General features: G+C 64.4%; 2 protein-coding genes. Both read left to right on the top strand.

The features are described from left to right. A partial coding sequence (locus CEX88_RS25500; protein WP_238382208.1) for a condensation domain-containing protein occupies positions 1-2,127 on the top strand: 2,127 nt, incomplete at its 5' end. Then, a partial coding sequence (locus tag CEX88_RS25495) for a non-ribosomal peptide synthetase (protein ID WP_141209858.1) occupies positions 2,124-9,825 on the top strand: 7,702 nt, incomplete at its 3' end. The genes CEX88_RS25500 and CEX88_RS25495, both read left to right, overlap by 4 nt.

Below are 9,825 nucleotides of genomic sequence, written 5' to 3'. Positions count from 1 at the left end.
GAGCAAATCACGTGCCGTCAACGACACCCCGAGCGAACAGGAGGCCACGCCGGCGGCACTGACCGCCTGAACCATCACCTCGAAGAATCACCCGACGACGTCGTACACCACGTCCCTGGACTTGACCTGAGTGAGGTGCCGGCGGCATTCCACACCGGAGTCAACGACATTCTCTTGATCGCCTTCGCCATCGCATGTGCGGAGTTCCTCGACTCCGGCCGTATGCCGATCGGTATCGATGTCGAGGGTCACGGACGTCACGAGGAACTGGCAGGCGATGTGGATCTGTCGCGCACGGTCGGCTGGTTCACCACCCTCTATCCGGTGTCCTTGACGGTCGGCGGGCTCGATTGGGGTCAGGTCGCGGCCGGCGAGGCCGCGCTGGGAACGGTGATCAAAGATGCCAAGGAACAGCTGCGCGGATTGCCGGATGGTCTGACCTACGGCCTGCTGCGGTATCTCAATTCCGATGTCGACGTAAGCGGGTCGGACCCGATGATCGGGTTCAACTATCTGGGCCGGCTGGGCGCGGCGGCCGCCGACCTGTCAGGTGATCTGTGGCGGGTCAGCGAGGAAGGGCTGGCACGGACCGGTGCCGCTGCGGCACTGCCCTTGCCGCTTGCGCACACCCTGGAGCTCAACGCCGTCACCGCAGACTCCGAAGCGGGCCCGAAGCTCCACGCCAACTGGCGGTGGGCGCAGTCAGCATTCGCGCACGAGCAAGTGGACACGTTGAGCCGGTTGTGGTTCGAAGCTTTGGTGGGCATCTGCGCGCACGTCCGATCCGGCGGCGGCGGCCTGACCCCTTCGGATATCAGGCCTGCGCGGCTCACTCAGAAGCAGCTGGATGAACTGCAGCACGAGCACCGCGTCGCTGACGTGCTGCCGCTGACGCCGCTACAGCAGGGACTGCTGTTCCATACCAGCACCGCACAGGGTCACGGCGACGATGTGTACGCGGTCCAACTCGATATCACGATCACCGGCGCTCTGGATGCCGACCGACTGCGCGATGCCGTGCGCACGGTTGTCCATCGGCACCCGAACCTGGCGGCACAATTCTGTGATTGGTTCGACGAGCCGGTCCAGATCATCCCAGCAGACCCCGCGGTGCCGTGGCGATACGTCGACCTGACCGTCGGTGACCTGGACGTTGGTGCGCAGATTCAGGAAACGGCCGCCTCCGAGCGCGCGGCCGTGTGTGACCTCGCAGGCCAGACGGCATTCCGCGCGGCGCTGATCCGGACCGCGAAGGATGAGCATCGGTTCCTGCTGACCAATCACCACATCCTGCTGGACGGCTGGTCCACCTCGATACTGCTGCGGGAGATCATCGCGAGTTACTACGGGCAGCGGTTGTCCGCACCCGCTTCATACCGGAGCATTGTCGAGTGGCTGGCCGCTCGGGACCGCGTTGCCGCACAGGATGTTTGGCGCAAGGCATTCGCGGGATTCGAAAACCCCACTCTGGTGGGTCCGCCGGAACGGGCGGGCATGGGACGGCGAGGCGTCGAATCGTTCCGGGTTTCTGAGGAGACGACGCGTGCACTCGGAGAACTGGCCCGCTCCCGCCACACCACCGTCAACATCGTTCTGCAGGCCGTGTGGGTCCAGCTGCTCGTGTGGTTGACCGGTCAATACGACGTCGCCTTCGGAACCGCCGTCGCGGGACGACCGGCGGAGGTGGCTGATGCGGAATCGATTGTGGGCCTGTTGATCAACACGGTTCCGGTTCGGGCATACATAACCCCGGCAACCACTGTCGCGGAGCTCCTCGATCAGCTTCGTGACACGTATAACGACACATTGGATCACCAGTACGTCGGGTTGAGCGAAATCCACCGTGTCACTGGACATGACCAATTGTTCGACACCCTCTTCATCTACGAGAACTACCCGATCGACAACGTCGAATCGTCAGGAGTCAACGAGTTGGCCATCACCGAGATCACTCCGCGCGAATACAACCACTACCCACTTTCGGTGCAAGCCGCTCCCGGCCGCGAACTTGAGCTGCGGATTGAATTCGACACCGACGTGTTCGATACCGCCCGCATCGCCGCCCTCGTCAAGCGCTTCAAGCGGGTTTTGATGGCGATGACCGCCGATTCGGGTCAGCAGTCATGACCGCCGATACCACGAGGCGGTTACTGGCCATCGATCTCGTCGACGACGACGAGCATGATCAACTCGATGAGTGGGGTAACCGGTCTGCGCTGACGGCGCCGCTGACCACAGCCGTTTCGATTCCGATGATGTTCGCCCAGCAGGTGATTCGCACGCCTGAGGCGGTTGCGCTCAGCGACGGCCAGCGGAAGTGGTCGTACCGGGCGCTCGATGAGTCCACCAACCGGCTGGCGCATCGTCTGGCCGAAGTCGGGGCATGCCCGGGACAACGTGTAGCGCTGCTGTTTTCGCGCTCCGCGGAGGCGATTATCGCAATATTGGCGGTTCTCAAGACCGGGGCGGCATATGTGCCGATCGACCCGGTGCTGCCGGAGGCACGGATCTCCTTCATGATTGCCGATGCCGCGCCGGTCGCTGCCGTCACGAGTACTGGTGCAGCAGACCGGCTCGACAGCGGCGATCTGCTGGTCATCCACGTCGAAGACGCCGCCGTGACATTACAGCCCAACACCGCCCTCCCGGGACCTGCGGCCGATGACATCGCCTACCTCATCTACACATCGGGCACTACTGGCGTGCCGAAAGGCGTTGCAGTCGCCCATCGCAACGTGACCCGACTAATGGCATCGGTGGATGTCGCGCTGCCGCCGGAGAACCGGCGGGTGTGGTCGCAGTGGCATTCGTTGTCGTTCGACGTTTCTGTGTGGGAGGTATTCGGAGCCCTGTTGACCGGTGGACGGTTGGTTGTGGTGCCGGAAGATGTGGCGGCCTCGCCCGACGACCTCCACACTCTGCTGCTTGCTGAGCAGGTCAGCGTCTTATGTCATACCCCATCCGCGGCCGGGATGTTGTCGGCGGAAGGCCTCGAGTCCACGGTGTTGATGGTGGCCGGTGAGGCTTGTCCGATCGAGTTGGTGGATCGGTGGGCACCTGGACGGAAGATGATCGACGCCTACGGGCCGACAGAGGCCACGGTGTATGCGGCGATGAGTGCGCCGTTGCAGGCCGGCGAGGATGCCGTGCCGATCGGGTCTCCGGTGGTGGGGACGGCGCTGTTCGTGCTCGATGCAGGATTACGCCGGGTGTCGCCCGGTGTGGTCGGCGAGTTGTACATCGCCGGTAGCGGTGTGGCAGTTGGGTATTGGCTAAGGGCCGGGTTGACGGCAACACGATTCATCGCCTGTCCGTTCGGGTCTCCTGGAGGGCGGATGTATCGCACCGGCGACCTGGTGCGCTGGGGTCCTGGTGGGCAGCTGCAATATCTCGGCCGCGCCGATGAGCAGGTCAAAATTCGCGGGTTCCGCATCGAACTGGGCGAGGTACAGGCCGCGTTGGCCGCCTGCGAAGGCGTGGATCAGGCGGTGGTGATCGCTCGCGAAGATCGCACAGGCGACAAGCGCCTGGTGGGCTACTTCACCGGAACCGCGGACCCGGCCACGGCCCGCGCGGCGCTGTCCGAGCGGTTACCGGCCTACATGGTTCCCTCTGCGATCGTGCTGATCGACGCGTTGCCGCTCACCCCGAACGGCAAACTCGACAAGCGGGCTCTTCCCGCGCCGGAGTATCAGGCCGCCGATCGTTACCGTGCGCCCGCAACCCCGACCGAGGAGATCCTCGCCACGATCTACGCACAAGTGTTGGGGTTGGAGCGAGTCGGGGTCGACGACTCGTTCTTCGAGCTCGGCGGCGACAGCATCCTGTCGATGCAAGTGGTGGCCCGTGCCAGGGCAGCTGGTGTGCTGTGTCGGCCGCCGGATGTCTTCGTGGAACAGACAGTGGCCAAGCTTGCCCGGGTTGCGAGGCTGTCCGACGGTGACGAGGGGCCAGAGGATCCAGGCACCGGGCCCGTTGTGCCAACTCCGATCATGCATTGGCTGCATGGCATGGAAGGCCCGGTCGAGCAGTTCAACCAGACGATGGTGCTGCAAGCTCCTAGCGAGGTGACCGAGGCCGGCGTGGTGGCGGTGTTGCAGGCATTGCTGGATCGGCATGCCATGTTGCGCCTGCACGTTCGTGATGACGACGCCGGCGATTGGTCGCTCGAGGTGCCGGAGGCGTTGACGATCGACGTCGGTGAGTGCCTTCTCACAGTGGATATGCTCTCCGATGATGCGCTGGTGGCGGCGCGGTCGCGGCTGAACCCGGCGTCCGGCGTGATGCTCAGCGCGCTGTGGGTGACCTCCACGAGCCAGCTGGTGATGATCATTCACCATCTCGCCGTTGACGGCGTCTCCTGGCGAATCCTGTTGGAGGATCTGAACATCGCTTGGGCCCAGCATCACAGCGGGCAACCCGTGCTGTTGCCGGCGCCCGGAACGTCGTTCGCCAGGTGGTCATCGCTGCTGGCCGAATACGCGTACTCCAGCGAGGTCGTGCAGCACGCAGATGCGTGGCGACGTATTGCGGCGACCAGGCCTGCACTGCCGGAAGTGCAGCCGGCTGAGGACACGTTCAACACGGCCGGATTCCTATCGGTTGAGCTCGACAGCCATACGACCCGGATGCTGACGGGTGAGGTCCCGGCGGCGTTCCATGCCGGCGTACAAGACATTCTGCTGATCGCGTTCGGATTGGCGTGCGCGGAGTTCTTGAGCACCGGCAACGCTCCCGTCGCCATTGACGTCGAGGGCCATGGTCGTCACGAGGAACTGGCCGTCGACGTCGACCTGACACGCACGGTGGGCTGGTTCACCACCAAATACCCGGTTTCGTTGGCCGTCGGTGGGCTGAACTGGGCTCAGGTGGTCACGGGTGAGCCTGCGCTGGGGGCGGTGATCAAGGAAGCCAAAGAGCAACTGCGGGCGTTGCCCGAACCTATGACCTACGGACTTTTGCGCTATCTGAATTCCGAAGTCGAACTGCCGGAACAGGATCCAGCGATCGGGTTCAACTATCTCGGGCGGCTGGGCGCGGCTGGCGCCGAGCTTTCCGAGGACTTGTGGCGGATCAGTCCCGAGGGCTTGTCGCTTGCCGGCGCAGCCGCCGCCATCCCTGTGCAGCTGTCGCACACCGTCGAGCTCAACGCCGGTACCGCCGACACCGACACCGGTCCGCAGCTGCATGCCAACTGGAGGTGGGCGCGGTCGGCAGTCGATCGGTCACAGGTACGCAAGCTCAGCCGGATGTGGTTCGAGGCTCTGAAAGGTATCTGCGCACATGTTCGCGCCGGCGGCGGCGGTTTGACGCCGTCGGATCTGGCGCCGACCCGATTGACTCAACAACAGCTGGACGAGTTGTGCCGAAAAGACAACGTCGCCGACGTGCTGCCGTTGACCCCCCTTCAGCAGGGTTTGTTGTTCTACACAAGCAGTGCCGCGGGCAGTAGCGACGATGTGTACGCGGTGCAACTCGATGTGACCGTGGCCGGGCCTCTGGATCCGGACCGGTTACGTGACGCGGTGCAGACGGTTGTCGGCCGGCATCCACATTTGGCGGCCCGCTTCTGTGCACAATTCGACGAGCCGGTGCAGGTGATCCCGGCCGAACCAACAGCGCCTTGGCGGTACGTCGAGCTGAACGTAGAAGCCGTAGATGCCGAGGATGAGGTTCAGAAGGTGTGCGCCGACGAGCGTTCCGCCGTTTGCGATTTCGCTAATCCGCCGGCGTTCCGCGCGGCGTTGATCCGGATCGCGCCGGATCGACACCGCTTCGTGCTGACCAATCACCACATCGTGATGGACGGCTGGTCGCGTCCTGTTCTACTGCAGGAGATCATTGCCACTTACTACGGTCGGCGCCTCCCAGAACCAGCCTCTTACCGCAGCTTTGTCAGCTGGCTGGCCGCTCAGGATCGGGCTGCCGCGCAGATGTCGTGGGCCTCATTGTTCGCCGGGTTCGAGACGCCGACACTCGTCGGTCCGCCCGGCGGTGCGGGCCTGGGGCGGCGAGGTGTGGCTTCGCACCTGATTTCGGAACAGACCACGCGGGTGCTGGGCGACCTGGCGCGTGCACACCACACCACCGTGAACGTCGTGTTGCAGAGCGCATTTGCTCAAGTGTTGTGTCAGTTGACCGGTCAGAGTGACGTCGCATTCGGGATGGCGGTGTCGGGCCGGCCGGCTGAGGTGCCCGGCGCGGAACTGATGGTCGGCATGTTGATAAACACCGTGCCGGTGCGCGCGACAATCACAGCGGCCACCACGACGGCCGACATTCTCGACCAGATGCAGAGCGCGCACAATCGAACCGTCGAGCATCAGCACCTACCGTTGAATGAAATCCACCGTGCCTCAGGGCACGATCAGTTGTTCGACACCCTTTTCCTCTACGAGAACTATCCGATTGACACCGAGGCGCTGTCGGGCGATCACGAAATGACGATCCCCGAAATCAGGGCCTACGAGTACAACCATTACCGGTTGACGGTCGCGGCGCGCCCCGGTCGCGAGTTGGGTCTTCGCGTCGAATATGACACCGATGTGTTCGACGCGACCAGTGTCGAGGCGTTGGTAGGGCGGTTCGAACGGGTATTGGCAGCCATGGCAGTCGACCCGAAGCGGCGTCTGTCGTCGGTGGATTGCCTCGACGCCACCGAGCACGCCCGGCTGGATGAGCTCGGTCACCGGACGGTGTTGAGTGAGTCTGCAGATTCGCCGATGTCGATTCCGGCGATGTTCGCCGCGCAGGTCGCCCGCGCTCCAGAGGCGGTGGCGCTGAACGACGCCCAGCAAGCCTGGACATATCGCGAGCTGGATGAGGCCGCTAACCGGTTGGCTCACCTGCTGGCTGCCCAAGGTGTGGGTCCGGGCGAGTGCGTGGCCCTGCTGTTGCCGCGGTCGGCGCAGGCGGTCGTGGTGATCCTGGCCGTGCTCAAGGCTGGTGCGGCATATCTGGCGATAGATCCGATGCATCCTGATGCGCGTATCGGGTTCATGCTCTCCGATGCTGCGCCAGTGGTAGCGGTCAGCACGGCGGGGTTGGCCGAGCGGCTGGGCGGGGCATTGCCGGTCATCGACATCGACGACCCACGCATCGCGGATCAGCCGACCGAGGCCCTGCCCGGTCCATCGCACGACGATTTGGCCTACATCATCTACACGTCGGGTACGACCGGTGTGCCCAAGGGAGTGGCGGTTGCACATCACGCGGTCACTCAGATGTTGGGGGCATTGCCTGATCATCTGCCGGTGACCGGCGTTTGGTCGCAGTGGCACTCCCTGGGCTTCGACGTCTCGGTCCAGGAGATTTTCGGGGCGTTGCTGCACGGGGCACGGCTGGTCGTGGTGCCCGACGAGGTGGTTCGTTCGGCCGAGGATTTCCATGCGCTGTTGATCTCTGAACACGTCACCGTGGTCAGCCAAACTCCTTCTGCTCTGGCAGTTTTGCCGCCCCACGGGTTGGAGTCGGTGCAGTTGCTGATCATGGGCGGCGAGCCGTGCCCAACCGAGCTGGCCGATCGGTGGGCGCCCGGACGGGTGATGATCAATGTCTGCGGCCCGACGGAGACGTCGATGTTCGCAGCGATCAGCGACCCGCTGGTCGAGGGGTCGGATGTGGTGCCGATCGGTACTCCGGTCCCCGGCGCCGCGTTCTTTGTTCTGGATCAGTGGTTACGCCCGGTGCCGGCGGGCATAGTCGGCGAGTTGTATGTCGCCGGCCGTCTCGGGTGCGGTTATGTGCGACGGGCGGGCCTGACCGCCTCGCGGTTCGTAGCGTGCCCGTTCGGCGGGGTCGGGGAACGTATGTATCGCACCGGCGATCTGGTGCGTTGGGGCGCTGACGGCCAGCTGGAGCACCTGGGCCGCGCTGACGAGCAGGTCAAGATCCGCGGTTACCGAATCGAACTCGGTGAGGTACAGGCGGCGTTGGCCAGTTATCCCGGGATCGAACAGGCGGCGGTGATCGCGCGCGAGGACCAGCCTGGCGACAAGCGGTTGGTGGGGTACGTGACCGGAACCGCGGATCCGTCGGAACTCCGCGACGCGTTGGGGGAACGCCTGCCGGGCTACATGGTTCCCTCGTCGGTGGTGTTGATGGATGCTCTGCCGTTGACGGCCAACGGCAAACTCGACAGGCGCGCCCTGCCGGCGCCGGAGTACGCCGATGTCGATCGGTATCGCGCGCCCAACTCTCCGACCGAAGAGATCTTGGCCGGCATCTTCGCCCAGGTGCTCGGCGTGGAACGCGTCGGCGTCGACGACTCGTTCTTCGAGCTGGGTGGGGACAGTATCTTGGCAATGCGAGTCATCGCGATGGCCAACAAGTCTCTGGCGGCGGGTCTCGCGGTTCCCACCTTCTTCGAGGAGCCGACCGTCGCCCAATTGGCGTCCCGGGTCGGTGTGGACGGTGGCGGGCTGGAGCCGCTGCAGCCGATGGAGCGGCCCGCAGCCGTGCCGTTGTCGTTCGCCCAACAGCGGTTGTGGTTCATCGACCAGTTGCAGGGTCCGTCCGCGATCTACAACATCGCGGTGGCCTTCGGCATTCGTGGCCGGCTCGACCTGCGGGCCTTGGGTCAGGCCCTGGCCGATGTGGTTAGCCGCCACGAGAGCCTGCGCACACTGTTCGTCGCACCCGAGGGAACGCCGCAGCAACTCATCGTGCCGGTCGACGACGTCGACCTCAGTTGGGAAGTGGTCGATGCCGCGGGATGGCCCGAGGCCCGCCTCGCTGAGGCCGTCAGCACCGAGGTGCGTCGCCCGTTCGACTTGGCGACCGAGATTCCGTTGCGGGCAAAGCTTTTCCGCCTGGCCGACGAAGAGTTCGTTCTGGCGGCCGCCGTGCACCATATCGCCGCCGACGGCGTATCGATCGAACCGCTCGTCAGTGATCTGGCGGTTGCGTACGCTGCGCGATGCGTCGGACAGGCCCCGCAATGGGAGCCGCTGCCGGTGCAGTATGTCGACTACACGCTGTGGCAGCGAGAGCAATTGGGCGATGTCGACGACCCAGAAAGCCGTATCGCCGCGCAGGTTGCCTACTGGGAACAGGCGCTGGCCGGAATGCCCGAGCGATTGCACCTGCCGACCGATCGCCCGTATCCGCCGGTAGCGGACTACCGGGGAGCGTGGGTCACTTTGCACTGGCCGGTCGAGTTGCAGCAGAAGGTGCGTGAAGTGGCCCGGGCGCACAATGCGACCAGTTTCATGGTCGTGCAGGCCGCCCTGGCGGTACTGCTGTCGAAGCTGAGCGCCAGCAATGATGTGGCGGTCGGCTTTCCGATCGCCGGGCGGCGCGATCCCGCGCTCGATGGTCTCGTCGGATTCTTCGTCAACACGCTGATACTGCGGGTCGATGTCGCCGGTGACCCGACGGTTGCCGAGTTGTTGGGGCAGGTGAGGCAACGCAGCCTGGCGGCGTATGAACATCAAGATGTGCCGTTCGAGGTTCTGGTCGAGCGACTCAACCCGGCACGATCGTTGACTCACCACCCGCTGGTACAGGTGATGCTGGCCTGGCAGAACTTCGCACGGCATGTCACCGATTCATCTGCCGAACTGCCATTCGGTGATGTACAGGTGTCGCCGCTGCCCGCCGACACCCAGACCGCACGCATGGACCTTACCTTCTCGTTGGCCGAACAGTGGACGAAAGACGGTGAGCCCGCGGGGATTTCGGGAGCGGTGGAGTACCGAACCGATGTGTTTGATGCGGGCAGTGTGGGTGGGTTGATTGGTCGGTTGGAGCGGGTGTTGGTGGCGATGACTGCTGATTCGGGTGGGCGGTTGTCGTCGGTGGATGTGCTTGATGGTGGTGAGCATG

This window comes from Mycobacterium neumannii, from assembly GCF_002245615.1.
GTDB lineage: Bacteria > Actinomycetota > Actinomycetes > Mycobacteriales > Mycobacteriaceae > Mycobacterium > Mycobacterium neumannii_A.
Note: the sequence above shows the minus strand (reverse complement) of the source record. Positions and strands in the feature narration are given on the sequence as shown.